The sequence below is a fragment of the Micromonospora pisi genome (assembly GCF_003633685.1).
In the GTDB taxonomy this organism is placed as follows: Bacteria; Actinomycetota; Actinomycetes; order Mycobacteriales; family Micromonosporaceae; genus Micromonospora_G; species Micromonospora_G pisi.
Genome location: NZ_RBKT01000001.1, coordinates 4,976,466 through 4,997,703, shown reverse-complemented (window position 1 = coordinate 4,997,703; position 21,238 = coordinate 4,976,466). Strand labels below are relative to the sequence as shown.

General features: G+C 69.2%; 19 protein-coding genes. 3 read left to right on the top strand and 16 right to left on the bottom strand.

The window, feature by feature from the left end; genetic code table 11:
- Positions 1-359: 359 nt before the first annotated feature.
- Positions 360-524 carry a hypothetical protein gene (locus tag BDK92_RS39100; RefSeq protein ID WP_170208643.1) on the bottom strand — a complete coding sequence of 55 codons (165 nt, stop codon included), beginning with the start codon at positions 522-524 and terminating at the stop codon, positions 360-362.
- Positions 525-737: 213 nt separating this feature from the next.
- Between BDK92_RS39100 and BDK92_RS21275 the strand changes: the two genes are divergently transcribed.
- A complete protein-coding gene (locus tag BDK92_RS21275; protein ID WP_246017164.1) occupies positions 738-1,856 on the top strand; it encodes an IS630 family transposase in 1,119 nt (372 codons plus the stop codon).
- A 22-nt stretch (positions 1,857-1,878) separates the two neighbouring features.
- On the opposite strand, the gene BDK92_RS21270 is transcribed toward BDK92_RS21275, so the two are convergent.
- The 4 genes from BDK92_RS21270 to mycP (BDK92_RS21255) all read right to left on the bottom strand — a co-directional run bounded on the left by BDK92_RS21270 (position 1,879) and on the right by mycP (BDK92_RS21255) (position 6,732).
- The gene (locus tag BDK92_RS21270; protein WP_121158302.1) at positions 1,879-2,130 is read right to left on the bottom strand and encodes a hypothetical protein; all 252 of its coding nucleotides are present in this window, start codon (positions 2,128-2,130) and stop codon (positions 1,879-1,881) included.
- Entirely contained in the window at positions 2,127-2,876 is a 750-nt protein-coding gene (locus tag BDK92_RS21265; RefSeq protein WP_147457071.1) for a DUF7662 domain-containing protein, read from the bottom strand. Before BDK92_RS21265 ends, BDK92_RS21270 begins: the two co-directional genes overlap by 4 nt.
- A gap of 1,320 nt (positions 2,877-4,196) precedes the next feature.
- Entirely contained in the window at positions 4,197-4,979 is a 783-nt protein-coding gene (locus tag BDK92_RS21260; RefSeq protein WP_121158300.1) for a GNAT family N-acetyltransferase, read from the bottom strand.
- A gap of 592 nt (positions 4,980-5,571) precedes the next feature.
- On the bottom strand, positions 5,572-6,732 hold the full coding sequence (gene mycP / locus BDK92_RS21255) for a type VII secretion-associated serine protease mycosin (protein WP_121158299.1): 1,161 nt from the start codon (positions 6,730-6,732) through the stop codon (positions 5,572-5,574).
- A gap of 310 nt (positions 6,733-7,042) precedes the next feature.
- On the opposite strand from mycP (BDK92_RS21255), the gene mycP (BDK92_RS21250) reads away from it, so the two are divergent.
- On the top strand, positions 7,043-8,203 hold the full coding sequence (gene mycP, locus BDK92_RS21250; RefSeq protein ID WP_121162450.1) for a type VII secretion-associated serine protease mycosin: 1,161 nt from the start codon (positions 7,043-7,045) through the stop codon (positions 8,201-8,203).
- A 91-nt stretch (positions 8,204-8,294) separates the two neighbouring features.
- Here the strand turns inward: mycP (BDK92_RS21250) and BDK92_RS21245 are convergent, their stop codons facing one another.
- From BDK92_RS21245 to eccCa, 10 genes are all read right to left on the bottom strand, one after another.
- Positions 8,295-9,635: a WXG100 family type VII secretion target gene (locus BDK92_RS21245; protein WP_121158298.1), complete on the bottom strand. Its 1,341-nt coding sequence runs from the start codon at positions 9,633-9,635 to the stop codon at positions 8,295-8,297.
- Positions 9,636-9,648: 13 nt separating this feature from the next.
- Positions 9,649-10,161, bottom strand: coding sequence for a hypothetical protein (locus tag BDK92_RS21240; RefSeq protein WP_121158297.1), 513 nt, complete (start codon positions 10,159-10,161; stop codon positions 9,649-9,651).
- 36 nt (positions 10,162-10,197) lie between these two features.
- Positions 10,198-11,523 carry a type VII secretion-associated serine protease mycosin gene (mycP, locus tag BDK92_RS21235; RefSeq protein WP_170208642.1) on the bottom strand — a complete coding sequence of 442 codons (1,326 nt, stop codon included), beginning with the start codon at positions 11,521-11,523 and terminating at the stop codon, positions 10,198-10,200.
- Between the two features lie 209 nt (positions 11,524-11,732).
- Positions 11,733-12,011 carry a WXG100 family type VII secretion target gene (locus tag BDK92_RS21230; protein ID WP_121158295.1) on the bottom strand — a complete coding sequence of 93 codons (279 nt, stop codon included), beginning with the start codon at positions 12,009-12,011 and terminating at the stop codon, positions 11,733-11,735.
- 28 nt (positions 12,012-12,039) lie between these two features.
- Positions 12,040-12,348: a WXG100 family type VII secretion target gene (locus tag BDK92_RS21225; RefSeq protein ID WP_121158294.1), complete on the bottom strand. Its 309-nt coding sequence runs from the start codon at positions 12,346-12,348 to the stop codon at positions 12,040-12,042.
- Between the two features lie 207 nt (positions 12,349-12,555).
- Positions 12,556-12,831, bottom strand: a complete 276-nt coding sequence (locus BDK92_RS21220) for a hypothetical protein (protein ID WP_121158293.1) — start codon at positions 12,829-12,831, stop codon at positions 12,556-12,558.
- Positions 12,832-12,864: 33 nt separating this feature from the next.
- A complete protein-coding gene (locus BDK92_RS21215; protein ID WP_121162449.1) occupies positions 12,865-13,599 on the bottom strand; it encodes a hypothetical protein in 735 nt (244 codons plus the stop codon).
- 22 nt (positions 13,600-13,621) lie between these two features.
- Positions 13,622-13,915, bottom strand: coding sequence for a hypothetical protein (locus tag BDK92_RS21210; protein WP_121158292.1), 294 nt, complete (start codon positions 13,913-13,915; stop codon positions 13,622-13,624).
- Between the two features lie 15 nt (positions 13,916-13,930).
- Positions 13,931-14,350 carry a YbaB/EbfC family nucleoid-associated protein gene (locus BDK92_RS21205; protein ID WP_211349321.1) on the bottom strand — a complete coding sequence of 140 codons (420 nt, stop codon included), beginning with the start codon at positions 14,348-14,350 and terminating at the stop codon, positions 13,931-13,933.
- Between the two features lie 72 nt (positions 14,351-14,422).
- On the bottom strand, positions 14,423-18,385 hold the full coding sequence (gene eccCa / locus BDK92_RS21200) for a type VII secretion protein EccCa (protein WP_121158291.1): 3,963 nt from the start codon (positions 18,383-18,385) through the stop codon (positions 14,423-14,425).
- A gap of 197 nt (positions 18,386-18,582) precedes the next feature.
- On the opposite strand from eccCa, the gene eccD reads away from it, so the two are divergent.
- Positions 18,583-19,980, top strand: a complete 1,398-nt coding sequence (gene eccD, locus BDK92_RS21195; RefSeq protein ID WP_121158290.1) for a type VII secretion integral membrane protein EccD — start codon at positions 18,583-18,585, stop codon at positions 19,978-19,980.
- Here the strand turns inward: eccD and BDK92_RS21190 are convergent.
- A complete protein-coding gene (locus tag BDK92_RS21190; protein ID WP_246017170.1) occupies positions 19,970-21,052 on the bottom strand; it encodes a type VII secretion protein EccE in 1,083 nt (360 codons plus the stop codon). The two genes, eccD and BDK92_RS21190, sit on opposite strands and share 11 nt — an antisense overlap.
- Positions 21,053-21,238: the final 186 nt, after the last annotated feature.

Below are 21,238 nucleotides of genomic sequence, written 5' to 3'. Positions count from 1 at the left end.
ACCGCGGCAGCGCTTGGCGCACCGCCGTCGGGCCATGTTAGCGCGACGTCTATATCCCAGATAATAGGTTATGTAACTTTTGATCGTGTTCGGCCTCGGGCGCACACTGAGCGTTTTGTCGTAGCGGTGTAGGCCCGTCACCTGCACAACTAACTGTGCTGGCGCAGACGCCAACGCCCGTCACCCCGACGTCCTGGCCGCCCAACGCCGCGAATGCGTTCGCATCCGCAGCGAATGCCAACGACGCTGGGGTAAACCCGCCGCCCGGGCAGCCAGACCCCAACACTTCAAACCTTCTCGGTCACGGCACTAGGTCGGAAATGGCACACCATAAGCGGCATTCCGGGCGACGGGACGCCCTACGGGAGCCAGATTCGCACCCCGAGTGCGCGGAACCGCGCGGGCTCGTCACGCATCGTCTGCCAGTTGCGTCGGGTCAGCTGCAGCTCGGCGTCGCCGCGCAGGTGCCGTTTGCCCAGCTCGAGATGGACCGCGCCCAGCTGCGCGGTGGGCAGGATCAGCACACCGGTTGTCGGGGTACTCGTTGGAGTGCAGAGGTGAGCGCCTCGAACAGCACCAGCGCGTAGAAGGCGACGTCGGGGTGGGCGCGCACGACGTGCTCGTTCACCCACCTGCCGTCAGGGTTGGCTAGTGCCGTGACCACCAACGTTGGCCGGGTTGGGTGACACGCCGGGCGGGTCCGTGGCGCGGACCCGGTGTGGGTCAAGGCTGTCGGGGTGGCAGAACCTGTTCGAGTACGCCGATTAAGTGATCAAGAAGGCCAGAAGCTGCAACGCCTGGTCCGTCGCGGGACCGGGTCAACGGTCCGGCTACGCAGGGCGCTGGTCGTACTGGCCTCGGCCGGCGGCAACAGCGTGCCGGTGATCGCCCGCCTGGTCCAGGCCGACGAGGACTCCGTCCGGCAGGTCATCCACCGGTTCAACCAGATGGGCATGCCCAGCCTGGACCCTCAGTGGGCGGGTGGCCGTCCCCGCCGGATCAATGAGACCGACGAGCAGTTCATCGTCGCGACGGCCAACACCCGCCCGACCGCGCTGCGGCAACCGTTCACCCGCTGGAGCATCCGGAAACTCGCCGACTACCTCGCCGACAACCCCGAGCGGAGGGTGCAGATCGGCCGTGAGCGGCTGCGGCAGCTCCTACGCAAACACGAGATCACCTTCCAACGGACGAAGACCTGGAAAGAGTCGAACGACCCGCACCGAGAGGCGAAACTCGCCCGCATCGAACACATCATGGAAAACTTCCCGCAGCGCTGCTTCGCATTCGACGAGTTCGGGCCGTTGACGATCCGCCCGCAGGCAGGCTCCGACTGGCATCCCAAGAACCACCCTCACCGGCTACCGGCGAACTATCACAAGCTGCACGGCGTCCGGCAGTTCCACGGCTGCTACTCCATCGGTGACGACACCATGTGGGGCGCCGTGCGCGAACGGAAGTCCGCGGCCAACACCCTGTCCGCGCTCAGGTCGATCCGCGCCGCCAGACCGGATGGCGCACCGATCTACGTCATCCTCGACAACCTGTCCGCGCACAAAGGCCACAAGATCCGAGCCTGGGCCACCCGCAACAAGGTCGAGTTGTGCTTCACCCCGACCTACGCATCCTGGGCCAACCCGATCGAAGCCCACTTCGGGCCGCTACGAACGTTCGTGATCGCCGGATCCGACCACCAAAACCACATCGCGCTGCGCCACCACCTGCACCAATACCTGAGCTGGCGCAACGCCAACGCCCGCCACCCCGACGTCCTCGCCGCCCAACGCCGCGAACGCGCACGCGTCCGCAGCGAACGCCAACACCGCTGGGGCCACCCGACCACGAAAGCCGCCTAACCAACCCCGCGAACGTTGGTGGTCAAAGCACTAGGTACTTGATCTGGACCCTGGCATGGTCGGGCAGGGTGAGGTCCCAGTGCGCCTGCACGCGGCTGGGGGCGAGTTCGCCGCCGAGCAGGGCTTGGACCAGATGCTCACTGAGCTCGGCGAGCGGGTCGCGGTTCGACGCCGGCAGGCGTAGGGCCGTCAGCAGCGCCCGGCGAGCCTGCCGGTAGTCGTCGAGCGCGCCGAGCAGGGTGGCAAGTCGCTGCGGGTCCGCCGGGAGGGTCATCCGAGGTTTACGATCTGCGCGTCGCCGGCCATCCTGGCCGCAACGAGGGCGGCACTCTCGGCCAGCAACCGGCCCGCCTTGAACGTCAGATCCAGGGGCCGCTCCTGCTCGTCGACCACCACGGTGGCGGCCGTCGCCACGGCCAGCGAGACGGTCCCGCCTGCGGTGAGGTGTTCGCGCAGCAGGGCGTTGATCCGCAGGCTCGTCTGCTGGCTGGGCCCGGGGTTGCGATAGTTGTTAGACAGCCGGCGATGCAGGTTCTCACTCTCGCCGATGTAGATCCGGGTTCCGGGACCGCTGAAGATGAGCCGGTAGAGGCCGTGCGAGGCGGCCGCACGAGGGAAGGCCGGTTTCCCGGTACCGTCGAGCACCACGCTGCCCGCGTCGGTCCATCGCAGTCGGACCCGGACGTCGACCGGTGACCCGACCACGGCCGGCGGCCCCGCCACAGCGGCCGAGTGGGCCTGAGGCGGCGTGATGTCGTGCCGGCTGGCGGCCGACGCTGGTAGCCGGCTGAAGCGGACCCGGCGCCGGTCGAGGTGGACCTGCTGCACCCGGTAGCCCGCGGCACGCCAGGCGCGGGCCTGCGGGTGGTCGGTGTTCGCCCACCACTGCCGCAGGCCGGCCGAGGGTGGCAGGCCTGCGATCAGGTCCGCGATCGCGTCGAAGTCGAGCTCGACGTCCTGCTGGCCCCGTGCGGACGCCGCACTCAAAGCCGCGGTCAGCGGATGGTACTTCCCTGACATCGTGACCTCCCGGCTCATCAGTGTGAGCGGCGATGGCGGCATCCGGAACCACCGGACGGATGGCCTGCGACTGCTGCCAGCTCAGGCGGCGCGTTGGCATGCGACGCGGATGCGTTCGGCGGCTTCATGGTGCAAGATCTTGGCGACGCGCTCTGGGAGGTTCCGCGGGTCAGAGTAGTGGTGGAATGGCCGCGTTGTTCGGACGACCTTGATGTCGACGCAGGCTTCGAGGGCGTTGATGACGGCACCGTGGCCCAGGCCAGCGCTTCGACGGTGGTGCCGTCGAGGAAGTCGGCGAGCTGGTCGTCGGTTGAGACTATGACCGGGCCGGGGATATCGCCGGGTGGCCTGCCACCGCGCACGCGTTTCATTTCCCAGACGATCAGCCGAGACCTGGTGTCGCCGTCTCGACCATAGCGGCCGGGTTTGGGTGCCGGAGTCTTTTTCAAAAGGCCCCGGTGGACCATCGATAAATCTCTAGCTTCGTGACGGTGCGCAGCACTCCCTGGGCCCGGGCGCGGGCCTGCTCGGCGAACTCGTCGAGGACCGCCTCGATTTCAATGGACGTGGCCCTACGACGCCGACGACGAGTCGGCAATGTGATCCACTAGCACCATCAGGCAGGCTTGATCGACTCCCGAAATTCCAGACCATGGCGTCGAGCGAGTTGGGCACAGCACAGGACATCGTCGACCTGTTGCAATAGAGCACGCAACGACCATCGTTGCCCACGAATATGCGATATGGGCTTCGAATATGCAGGTTGTTCGGCAACAGCGATTTATCGGATCGTTGTTAGGAAACCGATGCTCTATCCCCTGAGCTACGAGGGCGCGAGGGTACAGGGTACCTAGCAGCGGCGGCCGGCGGGCGACAGGGACCCGCAAAACCTGTCACCGCTGGCAGCGCCACCTGCGGATCACACCGAAACCCACCCGAAGATCATCTAATCGGTGTCACGGTCGCGTCTGCCCGGTCCGCAGCTCCCGGAAGGTGGTGACCGAGGTGCGACGGGAGCAGGAGGAAGAATGCCCGCCATAGCACGTGTATGCCTAAGCGATGAGCGGACGACGACCTCGTTGCCGTCGCGGTGGATGTACTGCGACGGCCACTCGACGGGCACGACCTGAGAATGATCGAGCCGGGGGCCGGGAGGACCGACCGTACGAGGTCCTCCCGGCCCCCTTGGCTTCACTGGCCGACACGCGGGACCGGTGGCGGCTCCTAGCCTGCCGACGTGGCGCACACCCTGTGGTGCTGGGGACATGAGCCGGGTGCGTCTGGCCGCCCCACGTAATCGTTCGAAGTCCTGCGGACCTCTCAGAAGGCGCTGAGCATCGTCCAATACTCCTTCGTGCTGAACCCGACGCTCTCGAAGAAGGGCAGGGACAACTCACTCGCGTGGAGGTATGCGGCATGGGCACCCGCCGTGTGACCATCGCGGAGGATCGCCTCGGTGAGGGCGCGTCCGTAGCCTTGACGCTGGAACTCGGGAACCGTTGAGATGTTGGCCAGCCCGAGGTACTGGTCGTTGAGGAAGGCGACTCCGGCCGACACAGCGTCACCCCGGTCGTTTTCGGCGACGTAGGCGGAGATGCTGGGATTATCCAACACCTTCGGCGTGTAGATGGCGGAGATCATCTCTGGCGGCGCCCCGAATCCCGCGCTGAGCACGGCGGCGAAGATGTCGGATTCGTCCCCCGACAAGCGGCGTACCTTGACCTCGGTGGTGGGCTCTGGCCGCGCCGGACCGTACCCCTCAAGCGACACGATCATGAACGGTTGCCGTGAGGTGGTCGTCAAGCCGTACCGCGTGGCCGTCCGCGCGATCTCCTCATCCGGTTCACCGCGGAACCGGATGCTCCAGGGCGCCTGTCCGGATTCCCGCTCGGCAACCTCCGCCAGGGCGACGATCTCCGCGGAATCAGGCTTGGCGGCGGCACTGAGGATGGGATTGAGGGCTGGAACCATGGCGTGCGTCAGGGCAAGCAGCGTGCCATTCGCCCCTCTCTCACGGTAGGAGCCGGGAATTGTCGCCGCCAACTCTTCAATGCCCGACTGAAAAGCGAGTGCAGCCTTCGCGGTCGAATCGTTCTCCGTCATGGAAACCTCTCACTGTTGGTTGCTGAAGGCAGGGTTACTGGCTTCAGCAGGCCCGTCCGGATGCCGAGAACCTGCTATGTGCAACGACGTGGACCTGTGGATGCGTCTGTCGACAGCGAGCGCCAGCCAGGTGGCGATTCGATTCGATGCCGAGATCGACAACGTCCTGCCACTGGGAGCGGCGAGCTCGAACCCCCTGGGATGACCTCGTCCGGCACCGGACCGGACGCAGAGTCCACGCCGACTCCCAGCGCTCAGGTTCCACCGTCAACGCGTTCACGTCGGCAGGATGCAAGGGCGCACGGGAAGTTCGGAGATTCGGATGTGGTCCCCGTCACTTCTTCGCGCGGTTGTCGCGCGGTGACTACCGCATCACCCGATCGCGCTGCTCATGGCGGTCGTACCGGCTTGTTGCCAGCACTGGTCAGGCAGGGTTCGGCACCCCTTGCCGAAGGCGGACCCCGCACACGGGCAATCCCTCGCCGCCGGCTGACTGCCCGCCCCAGACCTTCCTCGGGCTCACGTCGTTCAACGTGCCGTCGTCACGGCACGCTTCTCACCAGGCACACGACTCGCGGCAAGCCTCCCACCGTCAGTGGTGGGCGGGACCCCGTCCGCGCCTGTTGACGAGTACGACCACTACCAGCACCACGACGAACACCAGCAGCACCAGAGCGCCCGCCACGGCGACCAGCGGTCCGAAATCGAAACCGGACCCTTCGACGGTGTTCTCGTCCGCGGCCTCTGCCGCCGGCATCGCACCCAGCGGGTTCGCATCCACCGGCGCCAAATCCGTGGTCAACGCCTTGACCAGGTCCAGCCGACCGAAGCCGTACTCGCTGTCCCGACCCGGCGGGCCGGCGTCGACGGCGGTCTTCACCAGGCGATCGACGACCTGGGCGGCGCTCGCCTCGGGATACTTCGCCCGGATCAGTGCCGCCGCCCCGCTCACCACGGCGGTGGCGGCACTGGTGCCGCCCTCCACCGTGAGGTAGCCGCCCTCGCGCAGGTCCGGCCAGCGACCGGCGGTGGTCGAGACATCCGCTCCGGGGGCGGCAATGGCTATCTGCTCACCGCGCACGCTTCCCGACCAGGCGGCGCCCTGCCGGTCGGTCGCGGCGACCGCGATCACTCCGGGCAGCCGGGCCGGATAGAGCACCCCGGTGTCCCCCTGGGCGGTGTTGCCGGCGGCGGCGACCACGACCACGTCCTTGGACTGGGCGTACCGAACCGCTTCGTCGAGGTCCGGGCTGGTGGTCGGGCCACCGTTGGACAGGTTGATCACTTTGGCGCCGTGGTCGACCGCGTAGCGGATGCCGTCGGGCATGTTGCTGCCGGCGAAGGTGTTCGTCGCGATCGTCACCGGCAGGATCTTCGCGCCCGGAGCGATGCCGAGGGCGTGCCCAGCTCCGCCTCCCCGCGCCGCGATCAGACCCGCCACTCCGGTGCCGTGGTTGCGCTCGTCGACCTTGCCCTTGTCGTCGGTGCCGATCATCCGCTTGCCGTCGAGCACCTGGCCGGCGAGGTCGGGGTGGTCCGCGTACACGCCGGTGTCGACCACCGCGACGACCACTCCGGCACCGGTGGAGACCCGGTGAACCTCTTTGATTCGCAACGCGTCCAGGTGCCACTGCTTCTGGAGCGGTGGCACGTCGGCGAGTGCGGGCGCCGGTGCCCCGACGACGACGCCGAGCGGTATCACGGCCGCGAGGGCGACGACAGCCCGACGGAGACCCGTACGGTGCCCGATCATTCATCTCTCCCCATGGCCGCTGCGATGACCAGCCGACTTTATCTGGTGGTCGCCGTCCCGGTCGCCCGTAACAGTCACACCCGCCGGCACGGTTCTTTGCCCGGAGGGCCGTAACCGTCCACAATCCTGCCCTGAACAAGGTTGGCCGTGGCAACTCCACTGGTCGTCACGCTTGCCTCCGCAGCGGTAGCCTGACCGGGTGTACGAACGTCCTGGGACTCGCCGGCCCGGCCGCGGGCCAAAAGCCGCCGGGTTGGCCCGCCGCACGGTCCGCGGCGTGCTTTGTGGAGCGGTCGCGGCACTCACCGCCATGGTCGTCGTGCCCCCGGCACCCGCCCTCGCGGCCCCGGAGTGCGGCCCTACCGGCACCGCCCTGACGGCTGCGCCGTGGGCGATGAACAGGGTGGATCCGGCGGCTGCCTGGCGGCTTACGCGTGGCGGTGGCGTGACCGTGGCCGTCATCGATTCCGGTGTCTCCGCCAACCATCCTCTGCTGCGCGGACAGGTCCTGCCGGGCCGCGACTTTGGTGACCTTCCCCAGCAGCAGGGGCAGTGCGACCTGGCCGGGCACGGCACCGTCATCGCCGGCATCATCGCCGGCAAGGTAGGGAGCGGCGCGCCGTTCAACGGCGTCGCGCCATCGGCCCGGATCTTGCCGATCCGTGTGCTGCCAGACAGCAAGCGGACCAACGACCCGAATCTGCCGCTGCGCATCGCCGAGGCGATCCGCTGGGCCGTTGACCAGGGCGCGAAGGTAATCAACCTTTCGCTGGAGACCCTGCCCCGGCCGGAGCTGGAGGAGGCGATCAAGTACGCCCTCTCGAAGCAGGTCGTGCTGGTTGCCGCCGCCGGCAACCAGCAGCAACAGCAACGGAACCAGCCCGCCTATCCGGCTGGGTACCCGGGTGTCATCGCCGTTGCCGGCCTGGACGAACAGGGTGGGCACGTCGGCACCTCGGTCAGCGGCGACTACGTGGACATCGCCGGGCCGGGCCTCAACATCGTGGGTCCCGCTCCGCGTGGCACCGGTTACCTGACGATCCCGGAGGGCGGCACCAGTTTCGCGGCCGCGTACGTCTCCGGCTCGGCGGCGCTGGTCCGCGCCCTCGCTCCCGATCTGACCGCGGCCGCGGTCGCCGACCGACTGACCAAGACTGCCGACAACCCGCCCGACGGGCGTAACGCGGACGTCGGGTACGGCATGGTGAACCCGTACCGGGCGGCGACGGAGCTGCTCGGGACCCGTACCAATCCGCCGCTCGGTGCGATGGCGGTTCCGCCTGCCGAGCAGGATCCGTGGGGCGACGACCGGGCGGTGGCGATCTGGGTCGCCGTCCTCGGCGCGGTCCTCGCCGTCCTGCTGTTGCTGGTCCGTCCGATCACGAGGATGGGTCGGGCGCGGGGTTGGCAGCCAGGCCGACGGCAGGCCGACGCTCCGGAGCCGTCGCGTCCCGGGCCGACGGCGGGCTGAACATCGCCGTACCCGGCCTGAACACCCTCGCCGTACGCGCGACGTCGGAATCCGCTGCCACCGCCCTGGGGCGGTGGCAGCGGTCAGCGGATCAGTTCAGCACGCCCGGCGCACCGTCGCCGCCGGTGCCCCAGACGTCGTCGTCCTCTTCGAGCCAGGTGTTGCGCGGCGCCTCTTCCTCGCCATAGCCCGCGCCTCCACCACCTGGGCCGCCGACGAGACCACCCCGGCCAGCTCCGGCACCGCGCGGTCCGGTGCCGGCTCCGCCCGCACCTCGGCCTCCGCCACGGCCACCGGCAGCGCCGCCCGGCATGCCTCCCGCCATTCCGCCCATGCCACCACCGGCACCGCCGAGGCGACCACCGGCACCGAGACGACCACCGGCACCTCGTCCACCGGCGCCCTTGCCGCCTGCGGCGGCACCGCCACCCATCATCGGCGGCATCATCGGCGTAACCGGCTTGCCGAGAGCGCCACCACCCGGGATTGAACCCGCTCCGGCCCCACCGCCACCGGCCAGGCCGGCGCCGCCCAGGCCGGAGGTGCTGGGCAGTCCGCCGCCGGAGCCGAGCCCGGGGGAACCCGCGCCGGCCAGACCCGAGCCGAACTCCGGGTCGACGCCACCGGTCCCCGGCAGGGAGCCCTGCCCCGGCAGGCTGCCGTCGATGGTGCCCGGCTTCGAGTAACCATCGCCCAGGTCAGGCTTGGTGATACTCGTGTCCGGCCGGTCGATTTTTGGTTCGGGTACGTCGGTACGGATGTCCGGCTTGCCGATCGAACTATCGATCTTGCCAACATCCCCGATCTTGCTGGTGTCCGGCAGTTTGCCGTTGGTGCCGCGACCGTCGTCGAGTTTGGGAGGTTCCGGCGTCGGGGTCAGGGTGGTGACCCGCCGCACCTCGCCGGGCATGGTCGGCGCCTGGTCCTGGTAGTCGTCGGTCACCTGGTTGTAGACCCGGGCCGCCTCCTCGGAACGGTCGTTGATCCAGTCCATTACCGCGCTGACCGGATCCAACCAGCCGAGGAAATCGGGGGCGACCTTCGCTTCGAAGAAGCCGAAAGGAATGGTCAGTTTCGCGTTCCTGGCTTCCAACATGTCGTTGAAGCAGGTGGCGGGGATCGGGAACTCCCGCTGCGCTTCACTCAGCCGGTCCGCGGCGTTGTTCAGTGCCAGGACGATACCGTCACCCTTTTCGGCATCCTCTAGCAATCCGCCGATGACTTTGGCGTGCCCGTCGATACGTGTCTTGAACGACTCGTACGCCTCGCCCTTCCAGGTCGTCCCGAGGTCCTTGACGTTTGTTTCGAGGCTTTCCTTGACGCTGCGGAGATTCTTGAGCAGCTCCTGCCAGCCGAGGGCGACGCTGGCAACATCGCCGGGCCGGCCGTCGATGACGACGTGCTGGCACATCTCTTCCCAGGTCGGCTCCATCTGCCATTCCCCTCTACTGGCTCTGGGCGCCGCGGGCGACGTCGGCGAAGATCTTCTGCATGTCGATGGCGGTCATCCGGTTGACCTCTTCCGCCGTCTCGTAGTTCTCCTTGACCTGACGGAGCGCCGCGACGGCTTCCTCGAGGTTCGTCGCCAACGAATGAATTCCCTGCTCCATCCCGTCGTAGACGGATTTGTGCTGCGCGGCCAGCCGATTGGCCCACACGAACCCGCCGAGCGGACCCCTGCCCCCCTCGCCGGCAGCCGCAGCTCCACCCATCATGTCCTGGAGATCGGTCATTTCGTGGCGCAGCCGGTTGAGGTAGGTGGCGTGCGCGTCCAGCCACCGAATGGCCGAGTCGAGGCTGGAGGCATCCCATTCGGTCTTGACCCCGGCCTCGTTCGGCCCGGCGACCAGGTCCGAGGGGACCTGGGCGCGGCCGACGTTGTCCAACTCGTAGCCGACCGGGTGGTACGGGACGTCCACCCTGAGTCGCTCGGGCTGGTCGGTCCTGTCCTCACTCATCCGTGTCCTCCCCGTGAACTTGCTGATGGCCTTCTGCTACTGACGCGTCCCGTGATCCGGCGGTGAGCCGCTGCCCGGCCGCATCGGTCCCGGCTGTCCGGGGTACGGCGCCGCCGGGGGATACGGCGGGTGCCCGGAGGGGGCTGCCGGATACGGCGGGTACGCCGGTGCTGCTCCCTGCCCCGGGTGAGGTGCCTGTCCCAGGTACGGTGCCTGTCCCGCCGGTGGCTGACCGGGAGCCGCACCCCAACCGGGGCCGGGCGGAGCCGCGCCAACCCCCACGTCGACAAGCGCTCGCCGTCGCCGCGCCGACCGTCGGCTCCGGACGACCAGGAATACGACCAGTCCGACCACCACCAGCAGGCAGAGCGCCACCTGGACGATCGCCCCGACCTTGTTCGACACACCGATCGAGACCGCTGGGCCGTCGTCCGCCTCCGCCTGCGGGTTGTCGGCCGGCGCGGGCGGCGCGGCGGCGACCAGGGGGTTCGCGTCGACGTTCGGCACCTGGCGGGTCAACGCGGCGACCGGATCCACGGCACCGAAGCCGTACAGGTCGTCGCGACCGGACGCGCCCTCGTCCTTGGCCGTTCGGACCAGACGGTTGACCACGTTCGCGGCGTTCAGGTCCGGATACTTCGAGCGGACCAGCGCGGCAACACCGGAAACGATCGCAGCGGAGTCACTCGTACCGCTCGCCACGCCGTAACCGTTCTTCGACACCGAGACGGGTCGTGGCGTGATCACGTCGTCCATCGGAGCGGCGAGCGTCACTTCGGGTCCTCGCACCGACTTGGGGGAGAACAGTCCGTCCTTGCTCAATCCGGAGACAGCGATGACGCCGGGGATGTTGCCGGGTGACGACACTCCCAGCGAGCCCTGCTCCAGGTTGCCGGTCGCCGCGACCAGGACAGCGTCCTTCTCCAGCGCGTAGCGCACGGCCGCCTGCTCCTCCTCGCTGGCTGGGCCGTTCGCCCCGAGCGACATGTTGATCACGTCGGCGCCAGCGTCGGCCGCCCAGCGGATCGCCGTGGCCAACTCGCCGTCGCCGAAGTCGGAGCCGGTGGAGACAGGGAGGATCTTCACGGCCGGCGCGATGCCCAGGGCGCGGTTCTGCCCGCCGCCGCGTCCGGCGATCAGGCCCGCCATCGCCGTGCCGTGACCATCCACGCCGGAGTCGCGGCGCCCGTCGGGCGCGGCGTCCGACCCGAGTCCGTGGCCGGCCACCACCTGACCCTTGAGGTCCGGGTGGGACACGTCCACTCCCGTGTCGATCACGGCAACGGTGACGCCGGCACCCTTGCTGATCTTGTGAGCCTCCGGGATGCGCAGCGCGTCGAGATACCACTGAAGGCCACGCACGGTGTCAGCGTGGGCCGGACCCACGGCGACCAGCGGACCGACACCGACAGCTGCGACCAGCACCAGCGCCGCCGCCGCCGACCGTTGTACCGGGCGGAGACCTGTTCTCGTACGCATCGCTCCCCCAGAACGATCGTCAACCCATGGCACCGAGACAAGCGCGGCTCCGGTCCGGCCGAACCGGACCGGAGCCGCGCCGGGCGATTATCTCAGTGCCACATCTTGGAGTTGCTCATTTCGGTGCTGACGTAGTTGTCCTTCGCGATGCCGACCGCACCACCGATGTCGTTCAGGATCTTGTTGATGTCCCGGACGGCGGTGTCCCACTGGGCCTGGTGCTGCTCGTACGAGGTCCGGTCCTCACCCTCCCACTGCAGCTTCGACAGCATCTGCCGGAGCGTGTCCAGCTTCTCGTCGATGGTCCCCGAGATGGCCTGCATCTGCCGGGTGCTGGACTCGAGGACCTCGTATGTAACCTTGATCGTCACGATTTGCCCCTCTGCTCTCGCCAGCCGGTCACGGGTTGAGCGCGTTGTGGAACTTACTCAGCATCTGCTGCTGCTCTTCGTCGTTCACCTGGTGCGTCGTGCCCGACTTGTCGAGCAGGTCGGCGATGTTGTCCATCGCCGTCAGCAACTTGCTGGTGTCCTGGTTCCACTGCTGCATCAGGTCCTGGAACCCGGTGGACGCACCGCCCTTCCAGGCGATGGCCAGATCGTCGACCACGTTCCAGAGCTTCTTCAACTCGCCGTCGACGTCGCTGCGCGTCGACCGCACGTCACTCGCGGCGGTATGCAGGCTCCCAGCTTCGACCTCGAACGCCATGCTTCACACCCTTCCGTCTACTAGTGGCGGCCGTCTGCCGCGCCAGCCCCCCGCGGCGGAGTTAGGGCACCCCACCGGCGGACACTCATGGATGAGACGGTAGCTCACCCCTCCCACCAACCGCAGCCCTCATCCGAACGGTCCGCACCATCCGCTATGGATGGCCGAACGACCAGCCATCGTCAGGCACCGATCGGTCACCGACGGCTACGTCATGCTCGGACGGTTCGAGTTCCAGTTGCGGACGATGAAGATGGCCCAACCAACCACGACGACAGCCAGGACGGCGACCGCCAACCACACGACGGGCTTGTCCAGCGCCCGTTCGATCATCAGCGGCAGAAGCGCCATGCCGGCACTGAGTACGACGATCTCGGACGCCCGTTGTACGCGGATCGAACGGGTGAACCGATAGACCAGGCCAAGGACGAGCATCGTCGGAATCGTCGCGAGGAAGTACATGAAGAGCCAGAACGCCCACATGGTCAGCCACCAACCCTCTTCGTAGTCCGACCTCTACTGGTAGAACTTCGAATCCTTCACCCAGTCGATTTTGATGTCCTTGATGCCCGGGTCACTGCCCACGGCGGCCCAACCGGGACGCGAATCGGAGACGAAAGCGAAGCGGTCGTTGGCCCGGAAGGCACCGCCAACGGCACTGAACAGCGTACCGAGGTCAGCGAAGGCAAGCGTGACGACCGCGATGGCGGTGGTCAGGCCGGCGATGCCGATCGCCTGGGCCAGCGGCGCGGTGGGCGGGAACGCCTGCAACGCGATCGAGGCGATCACCGCGAGGAGGATCGCGGTGAGCACGTCGATGAGCGCGTCGACGGTCGCGTTGAACTGGTCGCGGGCCGAGGTCAGCGCGTCCTTGTTGGCCGCGCACGCCTCCGCCAGCGAGTTGACCTCGGCCTTGAGCTTGCGGATGAAAACCTCGAACGCGTCCCGGTCGTCGAAGTCCCACTCGTCGCTGGACGGAATGACCTCATCCAGCGCCGCGCCGAACTGGTCCGCACCGAGCAGGCGGGCGGCGTCGCCCCACTCCTTGATGGACTCGTTGACCTCGTCGTTGTCGAACGCCTCAAGGTAGATGATCGCGCCGAGCAGGATGCCGGCACCGACGACCCAGGCGATGTTGCCCCGGGCGGCCGCTATCAGCGCCCGTACGGGCGTCATGCGCGCCACCACACTGTGCGTTCCGGTGACCTGTCCGGCGGCGTTCGCGATCAGGATCTCGGGCCCCGGTGCCATCACTCGCTCCTCTCGCAGGACCTCACTTGACCACCCACGGCTGGTCGGACTTCTCCCAGTTCTTGGCGCTCTGTTCCAACCGGGCGGCGGCGGAACGTAGGTGCTCGATACCGGTTTTCAGGTTGTCCACATGCCCGTCCACCGAATCGTTGTGCGCTTCGACGGTGGGCATTCCGAAGAAGGTGAGCGCCTGCCCGGAGAGCTTCACCCCCTCCAGCAGCTTCTGCACGTTCTGCAGGTAGGCGATCGGACCGTCAGCCGCGCCGAGCTTCTGACCGGCCTTGCGGATCGCGTCGACGTCAACCTTGTTCGCCATCAGGCATCCCTCCGCTCAGCCCCGGGCCCGACGCGACGGATCGCCCAGGTCGACGCCGAAGTGCTTGAACCACTCCTCCGGTGTGAGCGACCCCGACTCGGCCTGGCGGACCAGGTCGGCGCCGCCCAGTGTCTCCGCCAGCATCTCGTTCGTACGCTCAGCGAAGGCCGCGTACGCCGCGTCGATCGCGGCCTGGAGCGACTCGGCGAGGCTGAAGCTGTCCAGCCGCATCGCCCGCGCGTTGATGTCGATGTCGCCGACCTTCATCTCGCCGTCGACCGTCACCCGGACCAGTCCGTCCGGGCTCTCCCCGGCCAGCTTGAGCTCAGCGCGCTGCTGCTGGAACTCCGCCAGCCGCCGCTGTTGTTCCTCGGCCTGCCGTAGAAGACCATCCAGGTCCCCGCCGCCCGACCGTCCCGTCCATGAGGTGCTCAACTCGGTCCCTCCTCACTCGCGGCCACCGGCCACGCCGTCGCCGTCGCCGTCGGACCCGGGGTCCGGCGGACGTCAGTTCGGATCAGACCACGCGGTCTGGATAAGTTGCTGCCCGTCACGGCGACGGACCAGGGTGCCCCGACCCGGCGGCTGCGGGCTCGGCCGCAGCGTGCCGAAGACCGCGCCCTCCTCCCGGCTGCCGGACATCAGCAGACCCGGCGAGTCCAGCTCCCGCAGTCGCTGCAGGACCGGCTCGTAGAGTGCCCGGGCAACGCCGCCGACCCGCCGGGCGATGATCAGGTGCAGGCCGATGTCACGGGCCTGCGGCAGCAGCTCGTGCAGGGCGCTGAGCGGGTTGCTGCCACCGGAGGCGACGAGGTCGTAGTCGTCGACCAGGATGTACAGCTCAGGTCCGCGCCACCAGCTCCGGTCGCGCAGCTGCGCGGTGGTCACGTCCGGTCCGGGCAGCCGGTTTCCGAGCGCGTCCCGGATCGACGCCAGCCCTTCGCTGAACACCTTGTTGGACGCCGCGTAGTCGAGCAGGTGGTCGCCCTCGACCGCGCCCAACAGTCCACGGCGGTAGTCCGCGATCACCAACCGGGCCTCGGCCGGGGTGTACCGCTCGGTGATGCCCCGGGCGATCAGACGCAACAGGTTGGTCTTGCCGCACTCGGCGTCGCCGAAGACCGTCAGGTGCGGCTCGCTGGCCAGGTCGAGGTAGACCGGCGCGAGCGCCGACTCGTTCACGCCGATCGGCAGGCCGGTCGCCGCCGGGTCGACCAGTTCGGTCAGCTCCGCCGTGGCCATCCGCCGGGGCAGCAGGCGTACCTTCGGCGCGGGCTCGCCCGGCCAGGCCGCCGCCACCCGTTCGGCCAGTTCGACCGACGCCTCGGACAGGTCCTCGATTGCGCGCGATCCGTCGATCCGGGAGACCGCGGCGAGGAAGTGGAGCTTGTCGCGGGTCAGACCACGTCCGGGCGACTTCTCCGGTACGTTGACCGCCGCCCGGCGGTCGACCTCCGATTCGGCCGGGTCGCCGAGGCGGAGTTCGAGCTTCGTCCCCAGCAGGTCGCGCATGTTGACTCGGATTTCCGCCCACCGGGCAGCGGTGACGACCACGTGCACCCCGAAGCCGAGGCCCCGGGCGGCGAGGTTCGTGACGAGCTGCTCCAGTTCCTCGTACTCCTGGCGCAGGACGCTCCAGCCGTCGACGACCAGGAAGACGTCTCCGAACCGGTCGTCGGGGAACTCACCGGCGGCCCGGCGACGACGGTAGCTCGCCACCGAGTCGATGCCGAGCTGCGCGAACCGCGTCTCACGCTCGTCGATGATGGTGCCGACCTCGGCGACCGTACGGCGAACAGCCTCGGTGTCGCGTCGGCCGGCAACGCCCGACATGTGCGGCAGCGCAGCGAGGCTGCGTAACGCTCCACCGCCGAAGTCGAGACAGAAGAACTGCACCTCGCGCGGCGTGTGGGTGAGCGCCGTCGAGGCGAGCAGGGAGCGGAGCAGGGTGCTCTTGCCGGAGAGCGGACCGCCGACGATCACCACGTTGCCGCCCGCACCTGCGAGCTCGACCCACATCGGGTCGCGGCGCTGCTCGTACGGCCGGTCCACGATGCCGACCGGCACGGTGAGCTGACCCCGGCCGGCCCACCCCGCCGGGCAGAGGCCGTAGGTCGGATCCTCGGTCAACGTTCCGAAGAGCTCGCCCAGACCCGGCGGGTCGGCGAGCGGCGGCAGCCAGACCTGGTGCGCGGGCTTGCCCCGGCCCTGGAGCTGGTCGATCAGCACGTCCAGCATGGTGACCGCCTTGCCGGTCTCGGCCGGCTCGGGCGCCACCGGGGCGCTTTCGACCAACTCCTCGACGGCCTCGATCGGCACGAAGTCGAGACCGAACGGAACGATGGCGCGGCTCAGCGCCGCGTCCGAAGTCGCGGCACGCTGGCCCGGGGCGCGGTACGGGCCGGAGACGTACGCGGCCCGGAAACGCAGCATCGTGGCGGTGTCCGACTTCAGGTAACCGTGTCCGGGCGCGCTCGGCAGCTCGTACGCGTCCGGCACGCCGAGCACGATCCGACTCTCGACGGCGGAGAACGTACGCAGACCGATCCGGTACGACAGGTGCGTGTCGAGCCCCCGCAGCTTGCCCTCCTCCAGTCGCTGACTGGCCAGGAGCAGGTGGACGCCGAGCGAACGGCCGAGACGGCCGATCATCACGAAGAGGTCGATGAAGTCGGGCTTGGCCGCCAGCAGTTCACTGAACTCGTCACAGATGATGAGCAGGCTCGGCATCGGTTCCAGTGGCTCACCGGCGGTACGGGCCTTCTCGTACTCGTACCGGGAGATGTAGTTGCCCGCCGCGCGCAGCAACTCCTGCCGGCGGACCATCTCCCCGGCGAGCGCGTCGCGCATCCGGTCGACCAGTGGCAACTCGTCGGAGAGGTTGGTGATGACCGCGCTGGTGTGCGGCAACGCGTCCAGGGAGGCGAAGGTGGCGCCACCCTTGAAGTCGACCAGAACGAAGTTGAGGTCCTCGGAGGAGTGGGTCGCGGCGAGCGCGGCGACGACCGTACGCAGCAGTTCACTCTTGCCCGAGCCGGTCGCCCCGATGACCAGGCCGTGCGGGCCCATACCCTCGTGCGCCGACTCCTTGAAGTCCAGCTCGACCACGTTGCCCTCGGGGCCGACGCCGAGCGGAATCCGCAGCCGCTCACGCTGGGCGCGGGGCCGCCAGGTGGACGTGGTGTCGAGCGTGGCGGCGTCACCGATGCCGAGCAGGTCCGGCAGCTCCATGCTGCGGGCCAGAGGCTCCTCACTGACGGTCTGCCGGGAGAGCCGGTACGGCGAAATCTGTCGGGCGAGCCCTTCCGCGGCGGCGGCGTTGAGCCGGTCCGGGCGCCCCAACCGCGAGGTGGTCTTGCCCCGGATCAGGTCCAGTCCGGAGCCGTCGGTCACATCGAGGCAGAGCAGCCAGCGACCGGCCTCGCGGGGCACCGCGCCGGAGAGGTCGATGACCGTGGTGCCGAGCAGCCCCACTCCGACCAGCTGACAGGTGGCCGAGACCTCCCCGCCGTCGACGACCACGACGACGTGCGGACCGTTGGTGTACGGCTTCGCCTCCGGGGTGAACCGCGGGCGGGTGCCGAGCTCTCCCACGAGCGCCTGCTCCGCCTCGGACAGGGTGTTGAAGACCAGACGTCGGGGCCCTGCGGCGTCGACCCGCCCGCCGTGGTGCGCGTGCGGCAACCACTTCACCCAGTCCCAGTCGGACTGGTAGTCGGTGGCGGCGACGACCACGAGCATCAGGTCGTCCGGGGCGTGGAAGGTGACGAGTTGCCCGATCGCGGCCCGGGTCAGGTCCAGCATCGCCTCCCGCTCGCCCCGGAGCACGACCCGGCTGAACGCCCGCAGCGACATCGCGGTCGGCAGCTCCGGCACCGTGGAGTGGGCCCGGACGAACCGGCGCAGCGCGATGGCGCTCATCGGTTCGAGATCCTCCACCGGCTTTGTCTCCGGCGGCACGATCTGTACGGCGAGCGCCTGCGCGCCTACCGCGATCCGCGCTTCGCCGAAGTCCTCCTCGGTCGGGCGTCGCTCCCAGAGCCGGCGCGAGGAGCCGATCGACCAGAGCGCGTCCGGTTCCGGGTGGCGCCACTCCATCGCCTTGCGCTGCTGCTCGGCCGCGCGGCGGGTGCGCTTGCGCACCTGGGTCAGGTAGCGCATGTAGTCGCGCCGGTCGGCGTTCAGCTCGGCCTTGTCGTTGCCACCGTTGCTCATCGAGCCGATCGCCATGCCGAGCATCGAGACCCCGAACAGGCCACCGGCCACCCAGGTCATCATGCCGCCGGACCGACCGGCGTAGAGGAACGCCATGGCACCGACCCCGCAGACCATCGGCAGGATCATCAACATCTGACCCAGACCACGGGGCAGTTGCTCGGGTAGCTCTGGTGGAGACTCCAGCAGGACCTCGCCCCGTGGCAGTGCGGGCCCCGCCTGCCGTGGGGGCCGACGGAAGATCACCGTACCCACGTCTGTACCTCCCCGATCGCGGCTCATGCCCGGGTGCAACCGACTGAAGCCGTCGGGGGGCATCGTACGTACCCGCCATCGTAGGTAATCTCCCCTGGACGCCGCGATCCCGCGCAAGGGCGTTCACCGGCCACACTCGTCCAGACGTGCCGGCGGGCGCTGGTACGACTCCGCACACGCAAGCACGAGGAGGCCCAGTGGCGACGAAGACGGCGACCGGCGACCTGAGCCGGGTCACCATCGTGGCACCGAGGACACGCATGGATCTCGCCCTACCGTCCGATGTGCCCCTCGCCGACCTGCTGCCGACTCTGCTCCGGTACGCCGGCGAGGAGCTGGCCGACGAGGGTGCCCGGCACGGGGGATGGAGCCTGTCCCGGTTGGGTGGCCAACCACTCGACGGCGGTTACAGCGCGACCCAGCACGGCATCCACGACGGCGAGGTCCTCTACTTCAACCCTCGCAACGCGACCGCGCCCGAGGTGGTCTTCGACGACGTGGTCGACGCGGTGGCAACCGCCACCAACCGCCGTGCCGGCGGCTGGCAGATCGGCACCACCCGGAGTTTCTCTCTCCTTTTCGCCTCGCTGGCGTTGGTCGGCGGGGCCGTGGTGACCCTGCTCGCCGGTCCACCGCAGCTTGCCGGCGCGTTGGTCGCCCTGGTCGTCGCGATCGGGCTGATGGTGACGGCTGCCGTGCTGTCCAGGGCGGCCAGCGACAGCGGCACCGCCTCGGTCCTGGCCATGGTCGGCCTGGCGTACGCCGTCGTCGGTGGCCTCCTGCTGCTCGCCGGGGACCACCCGTTGACCGAACTGTCGACGCCGCACTTCCTGCTCGCCGCGACCGCGCTGGTCGTCTTCGGGGCGGCGTCGGCGCTGGCGGTCGGCGACCGGGCGCCACTCTTCTTCAGCGCCACCACGGTCGGTGTCTTCGCCGGGCTCGGTGCGATTCTCTGCATGGTGTTCGGAATGAGCGGCGCCGCCTCGGGGGCGGTGGTGGCCACGGTGGCGTTCGCGACGATGCCGGCCCTGCCGATGGCGTCGTACCGGCTGGCCCGGCTGCCGGTCCCGTCGATTCCGACCGGACCGGACGACCTCAAGACGGACCGCGAGACCTTCGACAGCCGGCAGGTGCTCCGCCTGGGTGAGCGGGCCGACCAGTTCCTCACCGCTCTGCTGTGGACGGTCGCAATCGTGGTGCTCGGCGGCGAGGTGCTCCTCGCCCTCGACGGCCGGCTACCCGCCCTCCTGCTCTGCCTGGTGCTCGCGCTGCTGGCGATGCTGCAGGCGCGCCCGTTCAAGGGCCGGTCGCAGCGGACCCCGGTCCTGGCCGTCGGATCGCTCGGGCTCGGCCTGGCCGCCACCGCCCTGTTCGCCCAGGCGCCCGTCGTCATCCGGCTCGGAGTGGTCCTGGCGGGTCTCGTGGTCGCCGCGGTGATCAGTCTCGTCTACGGGTCGAGCGTGGCGGGCCGGCCCATCTCACCGGTGTGGGGCCGGACCCTGGACATCATCGAGATCCTGCTGATCGTCGCCGTGGTGCCGCTCGCCGCCTGGGTCTGCGGCCTCTACGGCTGGATAGCCAACATCAGGGCCTGACCGGTACGGTGCCGGTCGCCTCCCACTCGGCGGCGACCGGTGCCGCCGCGTAGATCGTCGGACCGTGCCGCCCGTCGAGCCGTCGTGGCGCGGTCGAGTGCTGGCTGACCGCGTGCTCGACGGCCCCGACCACGGCGGTGAACTCACTGTCGGGAGCCGCCACGCGCAGCAACGGCGTACCCCGCCGACCACTGCTGTCGATCGTCACCGAGAGCGTGTGCGAGACGGGCGAGGTCGAGGTCACGGCGTCGACGAGTCTGCCGAACGGGATGTCGACCCGGGAGCGCAACGCCAGGCAGGACTGCGTCCAACCGCCGCCGGAGACACCGGTCCAGTTTTCCGGCTGCGGCTCGGTCACCAGGTCCAGGCCGGTCGCGGTGAGCACCGCGTGGCGCAACTCGTCCCGGTCGAGGACCTGGTACGCCAGCCCGCCGGCGGTGAGTGCCTTGCCGAGCCGGCCGGCAGCGGCGGCCATCGTGCGGTGCACGCCGGAGATGCCGCCGCCCCGGTTGACCGCCTCCACGCGGGCGTCGGGCACCGACAGCCGGACCGCCACCCACACGTCCCGCTCGTAGGTGGCCGGTACACCGGGTTCGTCGCGGTGGACCAGGGTGCGCGCGACGACCTGGACGGTCGAGCCAGGGCCGGTGAAACCGGCGAGTACGCCGAGCGCCTGGTCGACGGTGGATGCCTCGACCGGGCTCTCCGGATCGCTCGCCTCCGGCGCGACGAGGCAGGCGAGGAACCAGCCGTGTTCGTCCTGCCCCACTCCGAACCGGGAGCCGCGGTCGAGCACCTCGGTCAGCGACAGGTCGGGGGCGAGAGTGGTCAGGCGGGGGTCGTCGGAGCCCGTACCGGCCGTTGGCTGCCCGGCCCGCTGCGTACGTCCACGGAGCTGGCGGCGCAACCTCAGGTCCTCGTACCACCAGCCGCCGCGCCGCCCGGCGAAGGCCGCCAGTACGGCCAGCGCCGCGAGCGAGGCGACGGTGGAGACCAGCCACACCGGGCGGTCGAGCACGGCACCGACCGCCACCAGGCCGATCTCCAGGACGACGATCTGACCGACGGCCACCGGCCCGATCCGACCGCGCCTGCGCCGATCGGCGGGGCGGCCGGAACCGGTCCGCCCGGGGACGGTCTGACCGGGGGGTGCCTGAACCTGCATCATCGCTGGCAATCCTCTCTGGACCCTCGGCCGGCGGTGCCGTACGGCGCGGATGCGCGGACGGGTCCCGCTGATCGACCGGCGGACCCTTAT